This is a genomic window from Streptomyces sp. NPDC127190 (assembly GCF_042672505.1).
Classification (GTDB): domain Bacteria; phylum Actinomycetota; class Actinomycetes; order Streptomycetales; family Streptomycetaceae; genus Streptomyces.
This window is the reverse complement of record NZ_JBHXVE010000001.1, coordinates 158835-183497: the sequence shown is the minus strand read 5'-3', so window position 1 is coordinate 183497 and position 24663 is coordinate 158835. Positions and strand designations below refer to the sequence as shown.

General features: G+C 72.8%; 20 protein-coding genes. 15 read left to right on the top strand and 5 right to left on the bottom strand.

Translation table 11 applies throughout. The features are described 5' to 3' along the window. On the top strand, positions 1-207 hold a 207-nt coding region (locus ACFVIU_RS00780; RefSeq protein WP_385839743.1), incomplete at its 5' end, for a hypothetical protein. A gap of 36 nt (positions 208-243) precedes the next feature. On the opposite strand, the gene ACFVIU_RS00775 is transcribed toward ACFVIU_RS00780, so the two are convergent. Both ACFVIU_RS00775 and ACFVIU_RS00770 read right to left on the bottom strand, forming a co-directional pair. Next, positions 244-3231, bottom strand: a complete 2988-nt coding sequence (locus ACFVIU_RS00775; protein ID WP_385839742.1) for a tetratricopeptide repeat protein — start codon at positions 3229-3231, stop codon at positions 244-246. Continuing rightward, on the bottom strand, positions 3231-5066 hold the full coding sequence (locus tag ACFVIU_RS00770) for an HSP90 family protein (protein ID WP_385839741.1): 1836 nt from the start codon (positions 5064-5066) through the stop codon (positions 3231-3233). Before ACFVIU_RS00770 ends, ACFVIU_RS00775 begins: the two co-directional genes overlap by 1 nt. 199 nt (positions 5067-5265) lie before the next feature. On the opposite strand from ACFVIU_RS00770, the gene ACFVIU_RS00765 reads away from it, so the two are divergent. The 9 genes from ACFVIU_RS00765 (at position 5266) to ACFVIU_RS00725 (ending at position 13814) form a co-directional block, all read left to right on the top strand. Further along, a complete protein-coding gene (locus ACFVIU_RS00765; RefSeq protein WP_385839740.1) occupies positions 5266-8292 on the top strand; it encodes a helicase-related protein in 3027 nt (1008 codons plus the stop codon). Between the two features lie 79 nt (positions 8293-8371). Then, positions 8372-8959 (top strand): 16S rRNA (guanine(966)-N(2))-methyltransferase RsmD, encoded by a 588-nt coding sequence (gene rsmD / locus ACFVIU_RS00760; RefSeq protein WP_385839739.1) that lies wholly within the window; start codon positions 8372-8374, stop codon positions 8957-8959. 26 nt (positions 8960-8985) lie between these two features. Then, positions 8986-9465 (top strand): pantetheine-phosphate adenylyltransferase, encoded by a 480-nt coding sequence (gene coaD / locus ACFVIU_RS00755; RefSeq protein WP_385839738.1) that lies wholly within the window; start codon positions 8986-8988, stop codon positions 9463-9465. Between the two features lie 57 nt (positions 9466-9522). Beyond that, a complete protein-coding gene (locus ACFVIU_RS00750) occupies positions 9523-10602 on the top strand; it encodes a cell division initiation protein (protein WP_385839737.1) in 1080 nt (359 codons plus the stop codon). 142 nt (positions 10603-10744) lie between these two features. Beyond that, positions 10745-11389, top strand: coding sequence for a YceD family protein (locus ACFVIU_RS00745; protein ID WP_385839736.1), 645 nt, complete (start codon positions 10745-10747; stop codon positions 11387-11389). A 2-nt stretch (positions 11390-11391) separates the two neighbouring features. Beyond that, on the top strand, positions 11392-11565 hold the full coding sequence (gene rpmF, locus ACFVIU_RS00740; RefSeq protein WP_003951102.1) for a 50S ribosomal protein L32: 174 nt from the start codon (positions 11392-11394) through the stop codon (positions 11563-11565). Between the two features lie 8 nt (positions 11566-11573). After that, positions 11574-12401 carry a ribonuclease III gene (gene rnc / locus ACFVIU_RS00735; protein WP_385839735.1) on the top strand — a complete coding sequence of 276 codons (828 nt, stop codon included), beginning with the start codon at positions 11574-11576 and terminating at the stop codon, positions 12399-12401. A gap of 106 nt (positions 12402-12507) precedes the next feature. Further along, positions 12508-13380, top strand: coding sequence for a bifunctional DNA-formamidopyrimidine glycosylase/DNA-(apurinic or apyrimidinic site) lyase (gene mutM, locus ACFVIU_RS00730; protein ID WP_385839734.1), 873 nt, complete (start codon positions 12508-12510; stop codon positions 13378-13380). Between the two features lie 14 nt (positions 13381-13394). Further along, entirely contained in the window at positions 13395-13814 is a 420-nt protein-coding gene (locus ACFVIU_RS00725; protein ID WP_385839733.1) for a DUF6924 domain-containing protein, read from the top strand. Between the two features lie 31 nt (positions 13815-13845). Here the strand turns inward: ACFVIU_RS00725 and ACFVIU_RS00720 are convergent, their stop codons facing one another. Continuing rightward, complete coding sequence (locus tag ACFVIU_RS00720; protein WP_385839732.1) at positions 13846-14262, bottom strand: winged helix-turn-helix transcriptional regulator; 417 nt, start codon at positions 14260-14262, stop codon at positions 13846-13848. A 110-nt stretch (positions 14263-14372) separates the two neighbouring features. Between ACFVIU_RS00720 and ACFVIU_RS00715 the strand changes: the two genes are divergently transcribed. Further along, positions 14373-14957: a flavodoxin family protein gene (locus ACFVIU_RS00715; protein WP_385839731.1), complete on the top strand. Its 585-nt coding sequence runs from the start codon at positions 14373-14375 to the stop codon at positions 14955-14957. A gap of 14 nt (positions 14958-14971) precedes the next feature. Here the strand turns inward: ACFVIU_RS00715 and ACFVIU_RS00710 are convergent, their stop codons facing one another. Further along, positions 14972-16192: a CAP domain-containing protein gene (locus ACFVIU_RS00710; protein WP_385839730.1), complete on the bottom strand. Its 1221-nt coding sequence runs from the start codon at positions 16190-16192 to the stop codon at positions 14972-14974. Positions 16193-16396: 204 nt separating this feature from the next. Here ACFVIU_RS00710 and ACFVIU_RS00705 point away from each other — a divergent pair, with 204 nt between their 5' ends. From ACFVIU_RS00705 to ACFVIU_RS00690, 4 genes are all read left to right on the top strand, one after another. Then, a complete protein-coding gene (locus tag ACFVIU_RS00705; protein ID WP_385839729.1) occupies positions 16397-16678 on the top strand; it encodes an acylphosphatase in 282 nt (93 codons plus the stop codon). Positions 16679-17059: 381 nt separating this feature from the next. Further along, a complete protein-coding gene (locus tag ACFVIU_RS00700; RefSeq protein ID WP_385839728.1) occupies positions 17060-17263 on the top strand; it encodes a hypothetical protein in 204 nt (67 codons plus the stop codon). A gap of 250 nt (positions 17264-17513) precedes the next feature. Further along, complete coding sequence (smc, locus tag ACFVIU_RS00695) at positions 17514-21092, top strand: chromosome segregation protein SMC (protein WP_385839726.1); 3579 nt, start codon at positions 17514-17516, stop codon at positions 21090-21092. A 255-nt stretch (positions 21093-21347) separates the two neighbouring features. Beyond that, positions 21348-22766, top strand: coding sequence for a sugar porter family MFS transporter (locus ACFVIU_RS00690; RefSeq protein WP_385839725.1), 1419 nt, complete (start codon positions 21348-21350; stop codon positions 22764-22766). 902 nt (positions 22767-23668) lie between these two features. Here ACFVIU_RS00690 and ACFVIU_RS00685 read toward each other — a convergent pair. Continuing rightward, positions 23669-24652 carry an LLM class flavin-dependent oxidoreductase gene (locus ACFVIU_RS00685; protein WP_385839724.1) on the bottom strand — a complete coding sequence of 328 codons (984 nt, stop codon included), beginning with the start codon at positions 24650-24652 and terminating at the stop codon, positions 23669-23671. Positions 24653-24663 lie beyond the last annotated feature (11 nt).

Genomic DNA, 24663 nt, shown 5'->3' with positions numbered 1-24663 from the left:
TGCGGGCCCCCCGCCCCCCCCGTGCGGGCCCGCCCCCTCTCGGCCGGGGCGGGCGGCGCGTCTCCCCCCGGCGCCGCCGCGCGCGCCCCCCCCCCGCCCCCCCCCCCGCGCCTCCAGACCCGGGTCCGGGAGTCCTACCTGGCCGTGGACACGGTGGTGTACCAGGGCGGCCGGCAGGGCGCGCTGCTGCTCATCGGGGTGGAGTGAGCAGGGGAGCGGCCCTCCGCTGAGCGGGGGCCCGGCTCAGCCCTCCGTCTCGGTCCGCGCCGCCTGGAGCAGCTGGGCGGCCTCCGCGCACCGGGCGCGGACCGTCTCGTCGGCCTGGTCCGGCCCGTCCGCCGCACCGGCGTCCGCGTAGGCCGCGAGCACGGCACGCGCGCGTGCCGCCGCTGCCGCCGGACGGCCCAGGTCCGCTTCCAGCCAGCCCGCGCCCAGCTCCGCGCCGGTACGGCTGTGCAGGCCGGCCGCGCCGAGCGCGTCGAACACCGCCACGGCCCGCTCCATCTGCTCCAGCGCCGCCTCGAACACCTCCTGGATCACCGCGTCCTCGGCCTCCACGGCCTCCTCGCCCTCGCCGTCCGCCTCGGACGCCGAGCGGGCCAGCAGCTCCGCGAACTGCCGGTGGGTGTCGCCCAGTTCGGCGCCGAGCTGGTCCCGGACGGCGGGGTCCGCCGTGGCCGCGAGCGCCGTCTCGCACTCCCGTACCGCGTCCGCCATCAGCGCCCGCGCACCCGCCGCACCCACGGCGCCGCGCAGCGCCAGCCAGGCGCGGGCCCGCAGCGAGCGGACCAGGAACTGGGGGTTGCCGAGCGCGCGCCACAGCTCGCCCGCGCGCCTGTAGGCCCGGTCCGCCTCCTCGGCGAGCCCGGCGTGGGCCAGCGAACCGGCGGCCAGATGGGCGAGCGTGGCGTGGTCCTGCTGCTCGGGCCAGTGCCGGGCGGTCTCGGCGGCCCGCAGCCACTGCCCGGCGGCCTCCCGGTGCTCGCCCAGCTCGGCCAGGCAGTCCCCGAGCCACCAGCGGGCCTGGACGACCGCGCCGTCGCCGTGCGTCTCGGCGCTCAGGTCGGCGAGCGCCGACTCCAGCACCTCGGCGGCCTCCGCGCACCGGCCCTGGCGCAGCAGGAAGCCGCCCAGCTGCTGCCGCGCCCAGGCACCCACCGTGCCGCTCGCACCGGCCTCGTCGGCCCAGTGCGCGGCCTCGAGGGCATGGTCCGCCGCCTCCTCGGCCGCGCCCCGGGAGCCGGTCACCTCGGCGAGCTGGAGATGCAGCTGAGCCCGGCCGACCGGCTCCACGTGCGCCCCGCCGTGCGCCAGGGCCGCCCGCAGCGCCCGCTCGGCCCCGGCGATGTCACCGGCCTGGTGGGCCAGCGCGGCGATCTGCACCTCGTACTCGACGGCGAACCAGGGCAGCCCGGCGCCCACATACACGTCGGCCGCCTCCCGGAACAGCCGTGCCGCCCGCCCGGCGTCGCCGGTCAGCCCGGCCAGCTCGGCGAGCATCGCCCGCGCCTCGCCGTCCCGGGCGACCAGCCGCACATCGTCCCCGGCCCGCCCCCCGACCAGCGCGAGCACCTCCCGCGCCGCGGCCTCGGCGGCGCCGGCGGCGGCCTCGACGGCACCGTTCGCGCCTCGCTCGGCGGCCTGGTGCACCCGGCGCATCAGCGTCCGGGCCCGGCTCATCAGCACCGACGCGGTCTGGCGCACCCCGGTGGCCCCGTCGGCGTAGAGCGCCAGGACCTCGTCGTACAGAGCGGAGACCGTTGTCAGGGCCGCGTCGACCTCGCCCTCCAGGGCCCGTACGTACGCGCCACGCGCGCGTGCCGCCAGCGCCTCACCGGGGTCGCCCGCCTCCGCGTACTCCGCGGCGGCCCGCTCGAACAGCCCGACGCCCTCGGGACCGCGGGCCATGGCCTCGTGGTCGGTCAGCTCCGCGCGGTCCCGCGCGGCCAGCTGCACCCCCTCGGCGGCCCGTGCCACCGCCGCCCACGCCTCGAGCGCGTTCGGCTGCAAGGTGTCCGACATCCGCCGCGCCTCGGCCAGCAGGGCGGCCAGGTCGGCAGCCTCGGCGGGCGCCGGCCCGGCGGCCGGCGGCGCGACCACCGGCGCCGCGGCCGCCCGTGCCGTCCGCACGCCCAGCGGGAGCCGCTCCACCAGCGGACGCTGCGCCATGCGCGCGCGTACCCGGTCGCCGACGGACGAGGTGCCGTTGCGGCGGTCGAACCGCTCCGCCAGCTCCAGCGCCTCCGCACGCGCGTGCGTGGCGAGTTCACCGGCGGTCCAGGTCCGCCCGGCCGGGCCCGGCACCCGCCGCGCGCCGAGCCCCAGCCCGGTCAGCCGCTCCATCAGCAGCGCCACCACGGCCAGGAACTCCATCCGGCTGCGCGGATGCCCGGTGTCCGTGAAGTACGCGGGCCGCTCGGCGAGCAGTTCCAGACCGCGCGCCTCGTTGCCGGTCAGCGCGCAGAACTCCACATGGTCCGCGTACGCGCCCCGCATGCTCTCCATCGCCCGGACCAGCCGGAAACCCCGCAGATGATGCGCGCGGGCCTCGTCCACGCGGCCCAGGCGCAGCAGCGGCGCCAGCGAGGAGGCGAGCACGGTGTGCGGCTCGTGCGCACAGGCGAACTCGCCCTCCAGCACCGGCTGCCACAGCCGCAGCGCCTCCTCGTCCCGGCCCCGCTCGGCCTGCCAGAAGCCCTGCCCGTGCAGCTCGCAGGCGTGACAGTCGGCCATCTGGTCCCGGTCGGCGGCCAGCCAGGCGGCGTACGCCCGCTCGGCCCGCGGCACATCCCCGAGATGCGCGGCCACACTGAACTCCGCGCTGCGCACGGCCCGTTCGGAGTACCCGGCGAGCCGGTAGCGGTGCTCCATCTCGCCGAGCCACTTCTCGACCGAGGCGAGCGGGATGTGCGGCTGGTCCAGCATGCCCGCCGACATCCACTTGAAGACCCAGTGCAGCGAATGCGTCTCGTACTCGTCGAAGTCCTCCGGCCGTTCGTCCCACATGCGCAGCAGCCGCGCGAACGGGACGAACATCTTCGCCTTCTCGGAGCTGTAGTTGTAGACCTTCAGCTGATGCCCGAGCGCCTCGATCACGGCGAGCGGCACATCCAGCCGCTCGGCCTCGGCGAGCAGCTCCTCCGCGCGCGCGTTGCGGGCCGGGCCCTCCGGCTGCTCGGAGTTCTCCGCCATCGCCCGGCGCAGCGCGTCGAAGTCCGCGATCTCACCCATCAGCTGCCGTTCTCCCCATGCGTGGCCCACTCCAGAAGGCCGATGAACGCCCGGTTGAGCAGCGCCGAGTCGGCCGGCCGCAACGGCCGCTGCGCCCTCAGCAGCGCCTGGCCGTACAGCGACTCGGTCGCCGTGCCGATCAGCTCCGGGTCGCCGAGCGAACCGATCCTGCGCACCAGCGGGTTGAGGTGGTTGAGCACCAGCCTCGCGCGCGGTGCGCTGTCGCGCAGCGAGCCCAGGATGCCCGCCCACAGGTCGTCGGCCTGCTCCTCGGCCGCCGCGCGGGCCTGCTCGTGCCGGGCGGCCCGGTCGTCCAGATGCAGCGCGGGCACCGACAGCGGATGGAAGGCCCGCAGTACGACGTCACAGCCCAGCGGGTCGAGCCTGGCCCGCGCGGCCGCCAGGAACCCGGACAGCGCCAGCTCCTCGGCCGTGTCCACCAGGTCCAGATGTGCGGTCACGGTGTCCGCGTCCAGCTCGGCGACCACCGTCCCGGGCCGCACCCGGGGCAGCGCCTCGACCAGCTCGCTGTCGTACGTGTAGCCGCCGTTGACCACCCCGACCCCCTGCGCGGAGGCGATCGGCGCGACCTGCCGGAACTCCTCCACGGTCCGGGTGAAGTGCACCACCCGGTGCCGCTGGGCGAACTCCTCCAGGGACAGCTGGCCGTCCGTCGTCTCGAACGGCAGCCACGGCAGCATCGTGCGCAGCATGTCGCCGTCGTGCCGGGCGAGCGACTTCACGCCCAGGTGGTGCACGGAGAGGAACGCGGCCAGCCGCTCCGGGTCCCCGGCGGCGAGGCCGGTCAGCCAGGACCGGATCCGCTCCCCGAGCGCCTCCCGCACGGCGGCCAGCGTCTCGTCCTCGTACAGCGCCTCGCGCGAGGCGGTCGGCCGCAGGCTGTCGGTGTCCAGCACACAGCGCACGAAGAACGCCCAGTCGGGCAGCAGCTGTTCGGCGCGCTCGGTGAGCAGCATGCCCTTCAGATGCACCCGGTGGGTCGCCCGCTGGGCCGGGCTCACGGCCGACGGCAGCACATACGCCACCCCGCGGACACCGGCCAGCGGCACGTCCAGGGAGACCGAGTCCAGCGGGGTGAACCCGAACAGCTCCTGGCAGTGCCGGGCGAGCGCCACCCGGCGTGCGGCGGGGCTCGGATAGGGCCCGTCCCAGGGCGCGGGCAGCTCGGTGACCGGCTGCCCGTCCACCTGGACGTCGTACGGCAGCAGCGAGCCGAAGTCCCGGGCCAGCCGGCGCACCCGCTCCGGGGCCAGCCACTCCGCGGCGCCGGCCCGCGCGGTCAGATACACCGTCGTGCCCGGCTCGGGCCGCTCGGCGTCCGGCAGGGTGCGCACGGTGTACGACCCGTCGTCCCGCGCCGTCCACTCCACCGGCGCCGCCCCGGGCGTCCGGGCGCTGCGGCTGACCACCCGGATCCGCTCGGCGACCAGGAAGCAGGCGAGCAGGCCGATGCCGAACTGGCCGAGGAAGCCCGAGCGGGCCTCCTGGAGCCCCTCGGCCCGCTTGGAGCTGCGGCCGATGGTGGCCAGCAGGCTGTGCACATCGGCCTCGGTGAGCCCGACACCGCTGTCCTCCACCCGCAGCGCGCCCTGCGCCGTGTGCAGCCGGACCAGCGCCGGCGCGTCCGGCTGCCCGTCCCGCCGGGCGGTGATCGCGTCCACGGCGTTCTGGAGCAGCTCGCGCAGGTAGACCTTGGGACTGGAGTACAGGTGATGGGAGAGCAGGTCCACCAGACCACGCAGGTCGACCTGGAACGTGTGGGGTGGGTGGGGTGACTGGGATGCCTGGGCTGGCTGTGGGATCTGGGAGTCCATCGTCACTGCGCCGGGGGAGGAGCGCGTGCGGCGCGGGGTCGGGCGGTCCCGGCTGGGGCGGTGACCGCGAAGGATGGCCGGAGCGCGCCATCCTAGGCCTGGAGCACTCCACCTGACCAGGGGTTTCCTCAGGTTTCCGGCGGTGCGGGCGGAAAGCCGCGGGGCAGCGTGTACGGCATTGTCAGTGGCGTGGTGTGCAATGGATCTCGTGCCCGCACTGGAAGAACCACTGAAGAAGGTGCTCGGCCCCGCCACCGCCAAGGTGATGGCCGAGCATCTCGGCCTGCACACCGTCGGCGACCTCCTGCATCACTACCCGCGCAGATACGAGGAGCGCGGTCAGCTCACCCACCTCGCCGACCTCCCCATGGACGAGCACGTCACGGTGGTCGCCATGGTCGCCGACGCCCGCCTGCACTCCTTCGCCTCCGCCAAGGCGCCCCGCGGCAAGGGCCAGCGCCTGGAGGTGACCATCACCGACGGCAGCGGCCGGCTCCAGCTGGTCTTCTTCGGCAACGGCGTGCACAAGCCGCACAAGGAGCTGCTCCCGGGCACCCGCGCGATGTTCGCCGGCAAGGTCTCCGTCTTCAACCGCCGGCTCCAACTCGCCCATCCCGCCTATGAGTTGCTGCGCGGGGACGGCGAGGAAGCGGTCGAGACCTGGGCCGGCGCGCTGATCCCCATCTACCCGGCCACCGCCAAACTGGAGTCCTGGAAGATCGGCAAGGCGGTGCAGACGGTCCTGCCCAGCGCCCAGGAGGCACTCGACCCGCTGCCGCCCGCGCTGCGCGAGGGCCGCGGGCTGCTCCCGCTCCCCGAGGCCCTGCTCAAGATCCACCGCCCGCACACCAAGGCCGACATCGCCGACGCCCGCGCCCGCCTGAAGTGGGACGAGGCCTTCGTGCTCCAGGTCGCCCTGGCCCGCCGCCGGCACGCCGACACCCTGCTCCCGGCCGTCCCCCGCCGCCCCGGACCGGACGGCCTGCTCGCGGCCTTCGACGACCGCCTCCCCTTCACCCTCACCGAGGGCCAGCAGAAGGTCTCCCGCGAGATCTTCGCCGACCTCGCCACCGAACACCCCATGCACCGGCTCCTCCAGGGAGAGGTGGGTTCCGGCAAGGCCCAGCCGCTGGACTCGCTCGTGCTCACCCCGCGCGGGTTCCGGCGCATGGGCGAGCTGGAGGTGGGCGACGAGGTCGTCGTGCCGTCGGGCGAGACCGCGCCGGTCGACGGAATCTTCCCGCAGGGGGAGCGGGACGTGTGGCGCCTCGTGCTGTCCGACGGAAGCGCGGTGGAGTGCGACGACGAACACCTCTGGATCGTCGGCACGCGGCGCGGCCGGGACAGCGGCGAGCCTCCCGAGGTGCTGACCACCCGCGCCCTCAGGGACGACCTGCTGGAGGCGGACGGATCGCCGAAGTGGCACATCCCGCCGGCCACCCCCGTGGACCTCGGCGACGGCTCCCCGCTCCCCGCGGACCCCTACCGCTTCGGACTCGGCCTCGGCGACGGCTCCGTCCCGCCCGGCCCGCGGCCCGTTCCCGACGCCTTCCGGAACACCTCGGTCAAGAACCGCCTCGCCCTCCTCCAGGGGCTCATGGACAGCCAGGGCACCGTCGACCGGGACGGGACCGGCGCCTTTCTCGCCACCGACTCCCAGCCGCTGGCCGACGACGTGGCCTGGCTCGTGCGCTCCCTGGGCGGCCGGGCCCGGGTGCTGGCGCGGCAGTCCGCGTTCCACGTCTCGGTGGAACTGCCCGAGGACCACCTCCCGTTCCGGCTCAGCCGCCACGCCGCCCGGCTGCGCCCGCACCCCCGGGGTGACGCCCTGAGCCGCGGCATCCGGGCCGTCGAGCACGTGGGGCGCAAACCGGTCCAGTGCATCAGCGTCCGCCATCCCAGCCACGCCTACGTCACCGACCACTTCACGGTGACCCACAACACGATGGTGGCCCTCCGAGCCATGCTCGCCGTGGTCGACGCCGGCGGCCAGGCGGCCATGCTCGCGCCCACCGAGGTCCTCGCCCAGCAGCACCACCGCTCCATCACCGAGATGATGGGCGACCTTGCCGAAGGGGGGATGCTGGGCGGCGCCGAGCGGGCCACCAAGGTCGTGCTGCTCACCGGATCGATGGGGACCGCCGCACGCCGGCGGGCGATGCTGGACCTGGCCACCGGCGAGGCCGGGATCGTCGTCGGCACCCACGCCCTGATCGAGGACAAGGTCCAGTTCCACGACCTCGGCCTGGTCGTCGTGGACGAACAGCACCGCTTCGGCGTCGAGCAGCGCGACGCCCTGCGCGGCAAGGGCAAACAGCCCCCGCACCTCCTCGTCATGACCGCCACCCCCATCCCGCGCACGGTCGCCATGACCGTCTTCGGCGACCTGGAGACCTCCGTCCTCGACCAGCTCCCGGCCGGCCGCTCCCCGATCGCCACCCATGTCGTACCGGCCGCCGACAAGCCCCACTTCCTCGCCCGCGCCTGGGAGCGCATCCGCGAGGAGGCCGCGGCCGGCCACCAGGCCTACGTGGTCTGCCCGCGCATCGGCGACGAGGAGGAGGACCCGAAGAAGGCCAAGCAGAAGTCCCCCGAGGACGAGGCCGAGAAGCGCCCGCCGCTCGCCGTCCTGGACGTCGCCGACCAGCTGCGCCGCGGTCCCCTCCAGGGCCTGACGGTGGAGGTCCTGCACGGCCGGATGCACCCCGACGACAAGGACGCCGTGATGCGCCGCTTCGCCGCCGGCGAGACGGACGTCCTGGTCGCCACCACCGTCATCGAGGTCGGTGTGAACGTCCCCAACGCCACCGCCATGGTGATCATGGACGCCGACCGCTTCGGCGTCTCCCAGCTCCACCAGCTGCGCGGCCGGGTGGGCCGTGGCTCGGCCCCCGGGCTGTGCCTCCTGGTCACCGAGATGCCCGAGGCCAGCCCCGCCCGCCAGCGCCTGGGCGCGGTCGCCGCCACCCTCGACGGCTTCGAACTCTCCCGGATCGACCTCGAACAGCGCCGCGAGGGCGACGTCCTCGGCCAGGCCCAGTCCGGCGCCCGCTCCAGCCTCCGCGTCCTCGCGGTCATCGAGGACGAGGAGGTCATCGCGGAGGCCAGGGAGGAGGCGACGGCCCTGGTGGCGAGCGACCCGGACCTGGAGCAGCTGCCGGGCCTGCGGACGGCGCTGGACGCCCTGCTGGACGAGGAGCGGGAGCAGTACCTGGAAAAGGGCTGAAGGAGACCTACCCAGGGGCGCGCCGAACCGCGCGACCAGCCACAATGAACGCAAAGCCGCTCACGAAGAAGGACCCCACATGACCCGCGTGATCGCCGGCCGGGCCGGCGGACGGCGCCTCTCGGTACCCCCCGGCACCGGGACCCGCCCCACCTCCGACCGGGCCCGCGAAGGTCTCTTCTCCACCTGGCAGTCCCTGCTGGGCGGCCCCCTGGACGGCGAACGGGTCCTCGACCTCTACGCCGGGTCGGGCGCCGTGGGCCTGGAAGCCCTCTCCCGGGGCGCGAGCCACACCCTCCTCGTCGAAGCCGACGCCCGCGCGGCGCGAGTCGTCCGGGAGAACGTGAAGAACCTGGGCCTTCCCGGCGCCGAGGTCAGAGCGGGCAAAGCGGAACAGGTCATCAGGGCGCCGGCCCCCGAAGACCCGTACGACCTGGTCTTTCTCGACCCGCCGTACGCCGTCACGGACGACGATCTTCGGGAGATTCTGCTCACACTCCACTCGGAGGGCTGGCTCGCTGAGCAAGCGCTCGTCACCGTGGAGCGCAGCACCAGAGGCGGTGAATTCCGGTGGCCGGACGGGTTCGAACCGATCCGGTCCCGCCGCTACGGCGAGGGAACGTTTTGGTACGGTCGCGCCGCCTCTACGTGCGAAGACGCACGATGACCGGACCGGAGAGCGAGGGATCACAAGTGCGCCGCGCCGTATGCCCCGGGTCGTTCGACCCGATCACCAACGGACACCTCGACATCATCGCCCGGGCCTCTCGGCTCTACGACGAGGTCTACGTCGCGGTGATGATCAACCAGTCCAAGAAGGGCCTCTTCGAGATCGAGGAGCGGATCGAGCTGATCCGCGAGGTCGCCGCCGACTACGCCAACGTCCGGGTCGAGTCCTTCCACGGCCTGCTGGTCGACTTCTGCAAGCAGCGCGACATCCCCGCCATCGTCAAGGGCCTGCGCGCCGTCAGCGACTTCGACTACGAACTCCAGATGGCCCAGATGAACAACGGCCTGACCGGCGTCGAAACGCTGTTCGTGCCCACCAACCCCACCTACAGCTTCCTGTCCTCCTCGCTCGTCAAGGAGGTCGCGGCCTGGGGCGGCGACGTCTCCCACCTGGTGCCGGCCCCGGTCCTCGAGGCCCTGAACACGCGCCTGCGCCGGGACTGATGGGGCTACAGTCGTCCCGTCCGTCTCCAACCCGGCTGTAGAGAGTGGCGAGCACAGGTGGACGTGCAGAAGAAGCTCGACGAGATCGTCTCCGCGGTCTCCGGCGCCCGGTCCATGCCCATGTCGGCGTCGTGCGTGATCAACCGCGCCGAGCTGCTCGCGATGCTGGAAGAGCTGCGCCAGGCGCTGCCCGGCTCCCTCGCGCAGGCGCAGGAGCTGATCGGCGACCGTGAACAGATGGTCGAGCAGGCCCGGCTGGAGGCCGAGCGGATCATCGAGAACGCGCACGCCGAGCGCGGCTCGCTGATCTCCGACACCGAGATCGCCCGCCGCTCCCAGGCCGAGGCCGACCGGATCCTCGCCGAGGCCCGCAAGGAGGCAGAGGAGGTCCGCGCGGAGGCCGACGACTATGTCGACTCCAAGCTCGCCAACTTCGAGGTCGTCCTCACCAAGACCCTCGGCTCGGTCGGCCGCGGCCGCGAGAAGCTGCTCGGCACCGGCCCCGGCGTGGACGAGAACGGCTACGAGGACGAGGACGCCCCCGAGCGCAGCCACGACCCGGAGACCCTGCGGCACAACGCCGACCAGTACGTCGACGCCAAGCTCGGCGCCTTCGAGGCGGTCCTCGCCAAGACCCTGGAGGCCGTCGGCCGCGGCCGGCAGAAGCTGCACGGCCGGATCGCCACGGACGACCTCGGCGCGCTCGCCGACGACACCACGACCTTCCAGCACTCCAGCGACGCCGACTACCTCGCCGACCTCGCGGCCCTCGCCGAGCAGGACACCCCGGCCGAGCGCCCCGACCGGCAACAGCAGCCGCCGCAGCCGTCGTACGACCCGCAGCCCGCCTACGCGTCGTACGAGCAGCAGCAGCCGGACCCCTACGGCGGCTTCCCGCAGCAGCCCGCCTACGGCCAGCAGGACCCCTACGGCTACCAGCAGGCCGACCCCTACGCCTACCAGGGCGGCTACGGCCCCCAGCAGGCCGCCTACGCGCCTCAGCAGTCCCATGAGCCCCACCAGGCCCCGCAGCAGCCCCAAGCGGGCTACGCGGCCCTGGACGAGACCAGCCTCTTCGACACGAGCATGATCAGCGCGGAGCAGCTGCGCGCCTACGAGCAGGGCCGGGGTCTCTAGCCGGAGGGCGGCCGGCACCCGATTGGGCCCAGAGCGAAAGGTCCAGTATCCTGGCTGTTCGGTCGCGTGTACGTCCGCGATCAGCGCTGCCCGCAGACACCGGCGGGTGGCGTCCCTTCGAGTTCGAAGATCGAAAGCAGGAATGGCTCCCAACGCCCGCCTTGACCACCGCAACCCCCTCGTGATCGACACGCACGAGCTGGGCCGGCGTCCTGGCGCGCTGCAGCGCCTGACCCGCGAGATCGACGCTCCCCGGGACCTCGGGATCCAGGGAGTCGTCGGAGTGCCGGAAGGTGCCCCGATGGAGCTCGAACTCCGACTCGAGTCGGTCATGGAAGGGGTGCTTGTCACAGGCACCGCCCGTGCAGCGGCCGAGGGGGAGTGCGTAAGGTGTCTGGAGCCGGTCGAGCTGGAGCTCGATGCGGACTTCCAGGAGATGTTCTCGTACCCTGACGCCGACGACCGGGGCCGCGTGATCGCGGAACCGGGCGACGACGCCGAGGACGACGAGGACAGGCTCTTCATCGAGGACGGTCTGATCGACCTCGAACCTGTGCTGCGTGATGCGGTGGTGCTCGCACTGCCGATGCAGCCGGTGTGCCAGGAAGACTGCCCGGGTCTGTGCTCCGAGTGCGGAGCCCGGCTCGCGGACGACCCGGACCACCACCACGATGCCGTCGACATCCGTTGGGCGGCTTTGCAGGGACTCGCCGGTTCGAAGACGGACGGCGAGAAGGACGAGATGAGCGGCGCCGAAGCGGGCGTCGACGAGAAGCAGGAGAAGTAGCCGTGGCTGTTCCGAAGCGGAAGATGTCGCGCAGCAACACGCGCCACCGCCGGTCGCAGTGGAAGGCTGCGGTCCCCACCCTGGTTGCGTGCGAGCGCTGCCACGAGCCGAAGCAGCAGCACATCGCGTGCCCGTCTTGCGGCACCTACAACAAGCGCCAGGTCCTCGAAGTCTGAGCGGGCTGGTGAGAGGCACTGTGTCCACGGCGAAGAAGAACGCTCCCCGCGTCAGCGGGGATGGCCCGGTGGACAACCAGGCCTCGTCCCACACGCTTCTGGAAGGGCGGCTCGGCTACCAGGTCGAGTCCGCCCTTCTGGTGCGTGCGCTGACCCACCGTTCCTACGCGTACGAGAACGGCGGTCTGCCGACGAACGAGCGGCTGGAGTTCCTCGGTGACTCCGTCCTCGGTCTCGTCGTCACGGACACGCTGTACCGCACCCACCCCGACCTGCCCGAGGGCCAGCTGGCCAAGCTGCGGGCCGCGGTGGTCAACTCGCGTGCGCTGGCGGAGGTCGGCCGTGGCCTCGACCTGGGCTCCTTCATCCGGCTCGGCCGGGGCGAAGAGGGCACGGGCGGCCGGGACAAGGCATCCATTCTCGCCGACACCCTGGAAGCGGTGATCGGCGCGGTCTATCTCGACCAGGGCCTCGACGCGGCCTCCGAACTGGTGCACCGCCTGTTCGACCCGCTGATCGAGAAGTCCTCCAACCTCGGCGCAGGCCTGGACTGGAAGACATCCCTTCAGGAGCTGACCGCGACCGAGGGACTCGGCGTGCCCGAGTACCTGGTCACGGAGACCGGCCCCGACCACGAGAAGACCTTCACTGCTGCTGCCCGCGTCGGGGGCGTCTCGTACGGCACCGGCACCGGCCGCAGCAAGAAGGAGGCGGAGCAGCAGGCCGCCGAGTCCGCCTGGCGGTCCATCCGGGCCGCGGCGGACGAGCGAGCCAAGGCAGCGAAGGCGGCCGAGGAGGCCGCCCGGGACGACGCCTCGTCGTCCGCCACCGCCTGACCTGTTCCGAGCAGGTCCTGAGCAGTACCGAGCGCCCGCTCCGAGCCCCTGGCGGCACCGGAGCGGGCGCTCGGCTCATCCACCGGTTCGTCACGGGGGTTCACCGATGCCCGAGTTGCCCGAGGTCGAGGTCGTACGACGCGGACTGGAGCGGTGGGCCGCCCATCGCACGGTCGCCGAGGTCGAGGTGCTGCACCCGCGCGCGGTACGCCGCCACCTGGCCGGCCCGGACGACTTCGCGCACCGGCTCAAGGGACAGCACATCGGCGCTCCGCGCCGGCGCGGCAAGTACCTGTGGCTGCCACTGGAGGAGACGAACCAGTCCGTTCTCGCCCATCTCGGCATGAGCGGCCAGCTGCTGGTGCAGCCGCACGACGCGCCGGACGAGAAGCACCTGCGGATCCGCATCCGGTTCGCCGACTCCCTCGGCACCGAGCTGCGCTTCGTGGACCAGCGCACCTTCGGCGGCCTCTCGCTGCACGACAACACCGAAGAAGGCCTGCCCGACGTCATCGCGCACATCGCCCGCGACCCCCTCGATCCGCTGTTCGACGACGACGCCTTCCATCAGGCGCTGCGCCGCAAGCGGACCACGGTCAAACGGGCCCTGCTGGACCAGTCGCTGATCAGCGGGGTCGGCAACATCTACGCGGACGAGGCGCTGTGGCGCGCCCGCATCCACTACGAGCGGCCCACCGCCCACTTCACCCGGCCGGTCACCGCCGAACTCCTCGGCCACATCAGGGACGTGATGAACGCGGCCCTCGCCGAGGGCGGCACCAGCTTCGACAGCCTGTACGTCAACGTCAACGGCGAGTCGGGCTACTTCGACCGCTCCCTGGACGCCTACGGCCGGGAGGGCCTGCCCTGCCGCCGCTGCGGTACGCCGATGCGCCGCCGCCCCTGGATGAACCGCTCCAGCTACTTCTGCCCGACCTGCCAGCGGCCGCCCCGCCCCCGCCCGGCCGGCCGGGGCTGAGGGGGACACACGGTATGGCACTGCCCGGGCACGAGGAGTTCTCGCTCGTTCTGCGCACGGACTTCCGCGACGACGCGGACTGGGCCGCGGTGTGCGCCGAGATCGAGGCGGCCGAGGAGTTCTCGACCTCCGTCCTGGTCGACGACCCGCGTTTCGCCGGGGTGAGCGTGCAGGCGCTGCTCGCCGAGGAGGCGGCCGCCGACGAGGGCGACAAGGTCTTCGAGGTGTTCCTCGCGGACTCGGTCACCATGGCCGACCCGGAGCACCGCCTGCTGGCCGTCGACCTCGCGGACGAGCCCGGCCGGACCTTCCGGGTCCCGGCGCGCTGGTTCCCCGACATCTCCGCCAACCTGATGATCGCCAACATGGACTTCGCCGAGTTCGCGGACTCGGTCGACGGCTCGGGCACCTACCGCGGTTCCGGCGGCGAGTGATCTCCCCCTGCGGCTGCCGGCCGGCGTGGGACTACGCCTGCCGGCCGTCGTAGGCCTCGCGGGAGGCCAGTACCTCGTCCATGGCGCCCTCCACGCAGTGGATGAGCGCGAGCAGCCGCTCGGCGACCTGGCGGCCGAGGGGGGTGAGTTCGTAGTCCACCCGGGGCGGGTTCGTCGGCTGGGCCTCGCGGTGCACCAGGCCGTCGCGCTCCAGCGCGTGCAGCGTCTGGGACAGCATCTTCTCGCTCACCCCGTCCACGCGGCGGCGCAGCTCGTTGAAGCGCAGCGAACCCTCGTACAGCGCGCCGAGCGTCAGTGCGCCCCAGCGCCCCGTGACGTGCTCCAGCGTGCCGCGCGACGGGCAGGCCTTCGCGAAGACGTTGTAGGCGAGGTCCTCGTGATCCTCGGCGGTGGCCTCGGTGAGGGGTTCTTCGGTGCGGGCGCTCATATCACAAGCCTACGCGAGCGCAGCGCTAACCGCCAGGTTGCACTAACCAGAAGTTAGTGCTTTCCTTTGGTCATTGCTTGGAGCTGTCCACCCGAGGAGTTGGAATTCCCATGACCACCCCTGTCGTTGCCATCGCGTACCACTCCGGCTTCGGCCACACCACCGTCCTCGCCGAGGCCGTCCGGGCCGGCGCCGCCGAGGCGGGCGCCGAGGTGCACCTGGTCAAGGTGGACGAGATCACCGACGAGCAGTGGGCGGTCCTGGACCGCGCCGACGCGATCGTCTTCGGCTCGCCCACCTACATGGGCACCGCGTCCGGCGCCTTCCACGTCTTCGCCGAGACCACCTCCGGCCGCTGGTTCACCCGGGCCTGGCAGGACAAGCTGGCCGCCGGCTTCACCAACTCGGCCTCGAAGAGCGGCGACAAGCTGCACACCCTCCAGTTCTTCCAGACCCTGGCCGCCCAGCACGGCATGCACTGGGTCAACCTCGGCCTGCTCCCCGGCTGGAACAGCAGCGAAGCCTCCGAGAACGACCTCAACCGCCTCGGCTTCTTCAGCGGTGCCGCCGCGCAGAGCAACAACGACCAGGGTCCCGAGGGCGTCCACAAGGCCGACATAGCCACGGCCGAGCACCTGGGCCGCCGGGTCACCGAGACGGCCGCGGTCTTCGCGCGGGGCCGCGCGGCCGCGTAACGGGCGGGGCGGGATCAGTACCCGAAGTCCTGCGTCCACCACGGCCCGCCCGGGCCGAAGTGCACGCCGACACCGAGGGTCTTGAACTCGCAGTTCAGGATGTTGGCGCGGTGGCCGGAGCTGTTCATCCAGGCATCCATCACGGCCGCCGCGTCGGCCTGTCCGCGGGCGATGTTCTCGCCGCCCAGACCCGTGATGCCGGCCGCCGCGGCCCGGTCCCACGGCGTCCTGCCGTCCGGGTCGGTGTGGTCGAAGAAGTTCCGCGCGGCCATGTCGGCGCTGAACGCCTCCGCCAGCTTGGTCAGCGAGGAGTTCACCGCCAGCGCGCTGCACCCGGCCTTGGTCCGCTCCTCGTTGACGAGCTTGAACACCTCCGCCTCGGCGGCGGTCTGCGCCGAGACGGTCACCGGCACGGAGGTCACCGTGGGGGCCGAGGGAGCCGGGGTCGCCGTACGCGAGGGGGTGCTCCGCGGCCGGGTGGGAGCGGCCGTCGGCTTCGCGGAGGCCGTCGGCTTCTTCGAGGACGCCGGCTTCTTCGAGGGCGTCGGCGAGGCCGGCCCGGACGCCGTCTTCGAGGGCGAGGCAGAGGGGGAAGCGGAGGGCGAAGCCGAAGGTGACGCCGAGGGGGAGGACGACGGAGAGGACGACGGAGAGGACGACGGGGAAGCGGACGGGCCGGTGGCCGAGGGGGAGGACGACGGGGACGCCTTGGCGCCGCCGCCCGACGCCGGGGCCGGGCCGGTCCCGCCGGCCGCGCTGCCCGAGGTGCCGCCCTGCTGGGTGGCCGTGTTGCCGGGCGAGGCGGCGGTTGGTATTCGGTCGCCGCCGGTGGCGTGGGTGCCACCGCCGAGCCGGTAGTTCTCCAGGCCGGGCATGAAGCCCGTGGCCGCCGCGGCCGTGCCGATGGCGAGGGCCGCCGTCACGCCGAGCAGACCCGCGCGCACCGGCCGCCCGGGACGCCGCGGGCGCCGGTCGCCGGCCGGGCCGCCGGGCGCTCCGGAGGCCGCCGCGGGCTCGTCGTCCGTCGCGAACAGATAGGCCGTGCTCCTGGCGGTGACCTCCGCGTAGCCCTCCGGGAGCAGGTACGGGGTGCTGTCCGCGGCCGGCTGCTCGGCCCCGGCCGACTGCTCAGCCCCGGCCGTGTGCTGCGGGTCGTCGCCTGCCGTGGTGGAGCGGTCCGGGTGCGTGGCCCCCGTGGCGGCGCGGCCGGCGGCGGAGCGTCGGTGGCGTCCCATGTCCTTGCCCTCTTCCTCGTGCTCGCGGGCGACCCGGTACCTGCGCGGCGAGTGGCTCCCCGGGACCCCCTCCGGACTCCCTCCGGTCCACCCGGCTCACTCGACCGAGTGAGTTTGCGTGTGCGACTCAATGGGTCCGGACGGTACCCCATGGCGCCGGGGGACGACGTGTCCCGGACGACACCGGGCGGTTAGGTTGCACCCATGAGCGAGGATGTACGACTGGTCGCCTGGGTGCGTGGACACGTGCAGGGCGTGGGATTTCGCTGGTTCACCCGGGCCAAGGCGCTGGAGATCGGCGGCCTGAGTGGTTTTGCTCTCAATTTGGCCGACGGCCGGGTCCAGGTGGTCGCCGAGGGCTCCCGGAAGAGCTGTGAGGGGCTGCTCGACTGGCTCCAGAGTGACGACACGCCCGGCCGCGTGGACGGCGTCACCGAGATCTGGGACACACCCCGCGGCGGCTACGACGGCTTCGCCGTGCGCTGATCCGGTACCGCGCGGCGGCGCCGCCCGGCGCGCGGCGGACCACCGGGGGCGCTCGCCGTCCGGGGAAACGACCTGGTGGTTGCCAAGAACGACGTGTCGTGGCAGGCTCCGCTGGTACAGCTGATCGTCACGCCCTCAGGGCCCCGGACGAGTCTCAGCGCCGCCGTTCTGAAGGCCGCGCCCCGGGTTTGCCCGTCAATACAGGGCGTGATCGTGTTGACCGTCAAACTTTTTGGTGAGACGCTGAAAGCCCCGCGCACCTTAGCTGTTTGGCATGGAGCAACAGCAGAGCAACACCCGGATGTGCCAAGCACCGCGGGTGCAAATCCCTCACGACCCACACCGCATCGGTCGGTCACTCAGTGTGGAGGACCATCCATCATGGCAAAGGCGCTTCTCGGTTACGTCGGCGGCTCCGACCCTCGACTCCTCGCCGAGATGCGACGGTTGCAGCAGCGCGTACAGGACCTGGAGTCCGAGCTGGTCCGGATCCAGGCGGAGAACGAAGCGCTGGCGGCTGCCGCCTCTCAGGAGAGGATCATGGAGAGCATCGACGCACACCAGGCGGAGCCTGCGCTCACCTGATCACTGCATCGCTCCACAACAGCAGTCGCTGTGGTCGGGCTGCCCGTATCAACCGCTCAGTTGATCGGACGACCGCAACCCGGTCGTCAGAGTTGACAAGGGACGCTTCGGCGTCCCTTCCTTCTTTCTTTCCCCCGCGCATCCTTTCACCCTCTTTAACGTACGGTGTGCCCTTCCTGTTCACTGGCGAAACCGCGCGGTTGCGAGGGTTCATGGAGTGAGATAGCGGCGGCGGGTAGAGTGCCCCGGCGTGCACCTCAAGGCCCTGACCCTCCGTGGCTTCAAGTCGTTCGCCTCGGCGACCACGCTCCGGTTCGAGCCCGGCATCACCTGCGTGGTCGGCCCGAACGGCTCGGGCAAGTCCAACGTCGTGGACGCGCTCAGCTGGGTCATGGGAGAGCAGGGCGCCAAGTCGCTGCGCGGCGGCAAGATGGAGGACGTCATCTTCGCCGGCACCACCGGCCGCCCCCCGCTGGGCCGGGCCGAGGTGTCGCTGACCATCGACAACTCCGACGGCGCGCTGCCCATCGATTACGCCGAGGTCACCATCACGCGGATCATGTTCCGCAACGGCGGCAGCGAGTACCAGATCAACGGCGACACCTGCCGTCTGCTGGACATCCAGGAACTCCTCTCCGACTCCGGCATCGGCCGCGAGATGCATGTCATCGTCGGCCAGGGCCAGCTCGACTCCGTTCTGCACGCTGACCCGATGGGCCGCCGCGCCTTCATCGAGGAGGCCGCCGGCGTCCTCAAGCACCGCAAGCGCAAGGAGAAGGCGCTGCGCAAGCTGGACGCGATGCAGGCCAACCTCGCGCGCGTGCAGGACCTCACCGAGGAGCTGCGCCGCCAGCTCAAGCCGCTCGGCCGGCAGGCGGCGGTGGCCCGCCGGGCCGCCGTCATCCAGGCGGACCTGCGGGACGCCCGGCTCCGGCTGCTCGCCGACGACCTGGTACGACTGCGCGAGGCCCTGCAAGCCGAGATCGCCGACGAGGCGGCCCTGAAGGAGCGCAAGGAGACGGCCGAGCAGGAGCTGCGGAAGGCCGCGCACCGCGAGGCCCGGCTGGAGGACGAGGTACGGCGGCTCACGCCCCGGCTGCAACGCGCCCAGCAGACCTGGTACGAGTTGTCCCGGCTGGCCGAACGCGTCCGGGGCACCGTCTCGCTGGCCGACGCCCGGGTGAAGAGCGCCACCTCCGCGCCCCTCGAGGAGCGGCGCGGCCGGGACCCCGAGGACCTGGAGCGCGAGGCCGCCCGGATCAGGGAACAGGAGGCGGAGCTGGCGGCGGCCCTGGAAGCGGCCCAGCGCGCGCTCGACGACACCGTCGCCCACCGCGCCGAACTGGAGCGCGAGCTGACCGTGGAGGAACGCCGCCTGAAGGACGTCGCCCGCGCCATCGCCGACCGCCGCGAGGGCCTGGCCCGGCTGTCCGGGCAGGTGAACGCGGCCCGCTCGCGTGCCACCTCCGCCCAGGCCGAGATCGACCGGCTGGCCACCGCCCGCGACGAGGCACGGGAACGCGCGGTGCGCGCCCAGGAGGAGTACGAGGCCTTGCAGGCCGAGGTCGACGGCCTGGACGCCGACGACGCGGACCTGGCCGAGCGGCACGAGACGGCCAAGCGGCAGCTGACGGAGGCGGAAGCGGCGCTGAGCGCGGCCCGGGAGGCGGCCACCGCGGCCGAGCGCACCCGCGCCGCCACCCAGGCCCGCCACGAGGCCCTGGCGCTCGGCCTGCGCCGCAAGGACGGCACCGGCATACTGCTCGGCGCCCGCGACCGCCTCACCGGGATCCTCGGCCCGGCGGCGGAACTGCTGTCGGTCACCCCGGGCTACGAGGTCCCGCTGGCGGCGGCCTTCGGCGCGGCGGCGGACGCGATCGCGGTGGCGAACCCCGCAGCGGCGGCCGAGGCGATCCGTCTGCTGCGCAAGCAGGACGGGGGACGAGCGGCACTGCTGCTGGCGAACGCGGCTCCGCCGCGGGGCGCGACCGGCGACGACGAACCCGCGGCCGACCGACGGCCCGGCACCCCCCTCCTCGCGGCAGACCTGGTCCGCGGCCCCGCCGAACTGATGCCCGCCGTCCGCCGCCTCCTGCACGGCATCGTGGTCGTCGGCACCCTGGAAGACGCCGAGGACCTCGTCTACGCGCACCCCGAACTCACCGCTGTCACCGCCGAGGGCGACCTCCTCGGCGCCCACTTCGCACACGGCGGTTCCGCCGGGGCACCGAGCCTGCTGGAGGTGCAGGCCTCCGTGGACCAGGCCGCGGCCGAGCTGGCCGAGCTGGCGGTGCGGTGCGAGGAGCTGGCCCAGGAGCAGCGCACGGCGGCCGAACGGCGCGCCGAGGCCGCGGCCCTGGTGGAGGAGCTCGGCGAGCGGCGCCGCACCGCCGACCGGGAGAAGTCGGCCGTCGCCCAGCAGCTCGGCCGGCTCGCCGGACAGGCGCGCGCGGCCGCCGGGGAGGCCGAGCGGTCCACGGCCGCCGCTGCACGCGCGCAGGAGGCGCTGGAGGCGGCCGTCATGGAGGCCGAGGAGCTGGCCGAACGGCTGGCCGTGGCCGAGGAGATGCCCGTCGAGGAGGAGCCGGACACCTCGGTGCGGGACCGGCTGGCCGCCGACGGGGCGAACGCGCGGCAGACCGAGATGGAGGCGCGGCTCCAGGTCCGTACCCACGAGGAGCGGGTCAAGGGGCTGGCCGGGCGGGCCGACTCGCTGGACCGGGCCGCCCGTGCGGAACGCGAGGCACGCGCGCGTGCGGAGCAGCGCCGGGCCCGGCTGCGGCACGAGGCAGCCGTCGGGGAGGCCGTCGCCTCCGGCGCCCGGCAGCTGCTCGCCCATGTCGAGGTGTCCCTCACCCGCGCCGAGCAGGAGCGCGCCGTCGCCGAGGCCGCCAAGGCCCGGCGCGAGCAGGAGCTGGCCGCCGCACGCACCGCCGGGCGCGAACTCAAGGCGGAACTCGACAAGTTGACGGATTCGGTCCACCGAGGTGAGGTACTCGGCGCCGAGAAGCGGCTGCGGATCGAGCAGCTGGAGACCAAGGCGCTGGAGGAGCTGGGTGTCGAGCCGGCGGGACTGGTGGCCGAGTACGGCCCGCACCAGCCTGTGCCGCCCTCGCCCCCCGCCGACGGCGAGCAGTTGCCCGACGACCCCGAGGACCCTCGCAACCAGCCGCGCCCCTTCGTCCGCGCCGAGCAGGAGAAGCGGCTGCGGGCGGCCGAGCGGGCGTACCAGCAGCTGGGAAAGGTCAACCCGCTGGCGCTGGAGGAGTTCGCGGCGCTGGAGGAGCGGCACAAGTTCCTCAGCGAGCAGCTGGCCGACCTGAAGAAGACCCGCGCGGACCTGCTCCAGGTGGTGAAGGAGGTCGACGAGCGGGTCGAGCAGGTCTTCACGGAGGCCTACCGGGACACGGCCCGCGAGTTCGAGGGTGTCTTCAGCCGGCTCTTCCCGGGCGGCGAGGGCCGGCTCGTGCTCACCGACCCGGACAACATGCTCACCACGGGCGTGGATGTCGAGGCCCGGCCGCCGGGCAAGAAGGTCAAGCGGCTGTCACTGCTGTCCGGTGGGGAGCGCTCGCTGACGGCCGTCGCGCTGCTGGTGTCGATCTTCAAGGCCCGGCCGAGCCCGTTCTATGTGATGGACGAGGTCGAGGCGGCGCTGGACGACACCAATCTCCAGCGGCTGATCCGGATCATGCAGGAGCTCCAGGAGGCCTCGCAGCTGATCGTGATCACCCACCAGAAGCGCACGATGGAGGTCGCCGACGCGCTCTACGGCGTGTCGATGCAGGGTGACGGTGTGTCAAAGGTCATCTCCCAGCGGCTCCGCTAGCCGCTTTTCAAGATCAATCCAAAGATCAGCTCACTCTGTGTTCACTTCTTGAACACAGAGCTACCGGGCATATCTGAAAACTCACAGCCGTTGAACTATTGACTTCGAAACTTGAAGGCATAGTCTCTGCAACGTTGCTTTTACCTTCAGGTGTGAGCGGCGTGAACATATGCGCCACTGGAACCCAGAGATCCACACACCTGGAAGGGCTCGCCCCCACCCGCGGCAGCGTTGCCGTGGCCCGAGGAGATACACGTGACCAGCACAGCGCAGGCACCTCAGTCAGGAGCCAGGACGGCCCATCCCGAGCATCTCGGGCACGTCATCTTCATCGCGGCGGCGGCCGCCATGGGCGGTTTCCTCTTCGGCTACGACAGCTCCGTGATCAACGGCGCCGTCGAGGCCATCCGCGGGAAGTACGACATCGGCTCCGCGGCCCTCGCCCAGGTCATCGCCGTCGCCCTGATCGGCTGCGCCATCGGCGCCGCGACCGCCGGCCGCATCGCCGACCGCATCGGCCGCATCCGCTGTATGCAGATCGCCGCCGTCCTGTTCACGATCAGCGCCGTCGGCTCCGCACTGCCGTTCGCGCTGTGGGACCTCGCCCTCTGGCGGATCGTCGGCGGCTTCGCCATCGGCATGGCCTCCGTCATCGGCCCCGCCTACATCGCCGAGGTCGCCCCGCCCGCCTACCGCGGCCGTCTCGGCTCCTTCCAGCAGGCCGCGATCGTCGTCGGCATCGCCATCTCGCAGCTGGTCAACTGGGGCCTGCTCAACGCCGCCGGCGGTGACCAGCGCGGCCACCTGATGGGCCTGGAGGCCTGGCAGGTCATGCTCGGCGTGATGGTCGTCCCCGCCGTCCTCTACGGCATGCTGTCCTTCGCGATCCCCGAGTCCCCGCGCTTCCTGCTCTCCGTCGGCAAGCGCGAGCGCGCCAAGGAGATCCTCGCCGAGGTCGAGGGCAACGGCATCGACCTCGACGCCCGCGTCGCCGAGATCGAGCACGCGATGAAGAGCGAGCACAAGTCGACCTTCAAGGACCTGCTCGGCGGCGGCTTCTTCTTCAAGCCGATCGTCTGGATCGGTATCGGCCTGTCGGTCTTCCAGCAGTTCGTCGGCATCAACGTCGCGTTCTACTACTCCTCGACGCTGTGGCAGTCGGTCGGTGTCGACCCGACGGACTCGTTCTTCTACTCCTTCACGACGTCGATCATCAACATCGTCGGCACCGTGATCGCGATGATCTTCGTGGACCGCGTCGGCCGCAAGCCGCTCGCGCTCATCGGCTCGATCGGCATGGCCGTCGGCCTCGCGCTGGAGGCCTGGGCCTTCAGCTACGACCTGGTCGACGGCAAGCTGCCGAGCACCCAGGGCTGGACCGCGCTGATCGCCGCCCACGTGTTCGTCCTCTTCTTCGCCCTGTCCTGGGGTGTGGTCGTCTGGGTCATGCTCGGCGAGATGTTCCCCAACAGGATCCGCGCCGCCGCCCTGGGCGTGGCCGCCGCCGCGCAGTGGATCGCCAACTGGGCCATCACCGCGAGCTTCCCGTCGCTGGCCGACTGGAACCTCTCCGCGACCTACGTGATCTACACGGTCTTCGCCGCCCTCTCCATCCCGTTCGTCCTGAAGTTCGTCAAGGAGACGAAGGGCAAGTCGCTGGAGGAGATGGGCTGATCCGGCCCCCTCGAACTCGGGGAGAAGGGCCAAGTCCCCGCTGCCCCTCTCCTCGTACCCTCCGCCGCCCCCGCTCCGGCCACTGCCCGGACCGGGGGCGGCGGCATCGTACGGCAGCCTCCCGGCCTCGGCCACGCGGGCCTCCGGCGGTCCTGACCTCGCTTCGGGCCCGGCCCCCAGCCGCCCCGGCCCCCTGCCCCCGGGCCCGCCCGCTTGGCGCCAGGGGCCCTGCTCCCGCCCCGGCCCCCGCTTGGGCCCGACCCGAACCCGCCGCCATCTGGACCGCGACGTGGGCTCCCGCCCCTGCGATGGGAACAGCCCGAACCCTGCACCAGCACGCCTGCCGGCGCTGGGCACCACGGGGAGCGCCCGCCGCTAGGCCGCGCCCTCACCGAGCCGTCGGCTACGCATCCCGCCCGCCAGCCGGAGGGTGTCCAGCACTGCCATCCTCCCGGCGGCAGAGCCAAGGCGCCGGTGGTTGTGGACACCTCGGTCCCGGACCGGGCACCGAACCCGATCGCAGCCGGGCGGGCACGCCGCCAGGACCACGGCCACCCGGCCGCACCGCCCGGGCCCCCGCCACCCGGCCGCGCCGCCAAGACCACCCCCACCCGGCCGCGCCGTCAGGGCCCCCGCCATCCGGCCGCGTCGCCAGGACCACGGCCACCCGGCCGCACCGCCCGGCCCCCCGCCATCCGGCCGCGCCGCCTGGACCCCCGCCATCCGGCCGCGTCGCCAGGACCACGGCCATCCGGCCGCACCGTCAGGGCCCCCGCCATCCGGCCGCGTCGCCAGGACCACGGCCACCCAGCCGCGCCGCCAGGACCACGGCCACCCAGCCGCGCCGCCCGGGCCCCCGCCATCCGGCCGCGCCCCCGGGGCCCCGCCAAGCGGCCGCCTCCTCACCGACCTCCCTGCCGTTCCAGCTCCGGCAGTACCCGTTCCGTGAACAGCGTGAGGCTGCGCCAGCCCTCGGCCAGGGGGATGCCGCCCGCCAGGGGGTGCAGGACCAGGGTGTCCAGGCCCGCTGCCAGGCACTGTTGTGGGGTGAGGATGCGGTACACGCCCTCCGCGCGCAGCTCCGGCACCGTCGTGGCGGTCGACCGGACCGCCGAGCGGATCCCGTCCGACTGCCAGGAGGCGTACGTCAGCGCCTCGTGCAGGAAGTGTTCGCCGTACTCGGCCCAGGCCCGGTCGGGATCCTCGGCGAGGTGCAGCAGCGGGGTCGCGGCGGCCGGCATCATCACCCAGCCCTCGGTGCCGTACTCGGCGAGCCGCTCCTTGTAGTACGCCTCCAGCTCCGGCAGATGCGCGCTGGGGAAGAACGGCAGCCCCAGCCGGGCCGCCCGCCGGGCCGCCGCCCGGGAGGACCCGCCGACCAGCAGCAGGGGATGCGGATCGGTGCACGGGCGCGGGGTGAGCCGTACCGTACGGCCCCGATAGCCGAACTCCTCGCCGGACCACGCCTTCAGCAGCGTCTCCAGCAGCTCGTCCTGGAGCCGGCCGCGGCGCCGCCAGTCGACGCCGAACAAGGCGTACTCCTCGGGCCGGTAGCCGATCCCGGCCACCGTCACCAGCCGCCCGCCGCTCAGCAGGTCCAGTACGGCGATCTCCTCGGCCAGCCGCAGCGGATCGTGCAGCGGGCCGATCACCGCCGACACCGTCACCGCGATCCGGCGCGTCGCCCCGAACACCGCGCCCGCGAAGGCGAACGGCGACGGCAGCCAGTTGTCCTCCGCGCCATGGTGCTCCTCGGTCTGCACCATGCCGATCCCGTGCGCGTCGGCGTACGCGGCCATCTCCACGGCGGCCCGGTAGCGGGCGGAGAGAGCGGCAGGGGCGGCGCCGGGTGCGACGAGGTTGAAACGGACGACCGTGACGGGCATGGCAAATCCCC